The sequence below is a fragment of the Leptotrichia sp. OH3620_COT-345 genome, from assembly GCF_003932895.1.
Taxonomy (GTDB): Bacteria; Fusobacteriota; Fusobacteriia; order Fusobacteriales; family Leptotrichiaceae; genus Pseudoleptotrichia.
Genome location: NZ_RQYW01000154.1, coordinates 1 through 347, shown reverse-complemented (window position 1 = coordinate 347; position 347 = coordinate 1). Strand labels below are relative to the sequence as shown.

The 347-nt window shown below is 30.5% G+C and carries 1 protein-coding gene; it reads left to right on the top strand.

Translation table 11 applies throughout. The features are described from left to right. Positions 1–347, top strand: a 347-nt coding sequence (locus tag EII29_RS12455; RefSeq protein ID WP_158612565.1) for a hypothetical protein, incomplete at both ends; no start/stop codon positions are given.

The window sequence follows — 347 nt, the reverse complement described above, 5'->3', positions numbered from 1 at the left end:
TTTAGGACAGACGACATTAAATATAGGAGGATTATCAAATAAGGAAGGTAAAATAGTATCACGAGGTGTAGTGGAATTAACTACGCCTAATGAGTACGTATATGAAGGTCTTGTAGAAGGAGATTATGTAACTACATTAAAAGAGAAAAAGGTAACGGTAAATGAAAAGATAAACAGAAACAATACCCTTGAGCTGATAGGCGAAAAGGGAATAAACTTAAAAGAAGATATAGTATCAAGAATATTAAATATAGATACAAAATCAAACTTGGAAAATAAGAAAGAAATAAAAGGACTTGATACATTATCGGTAAGGGCAAAAAATATAGAAAATGAAGGTCGACTTT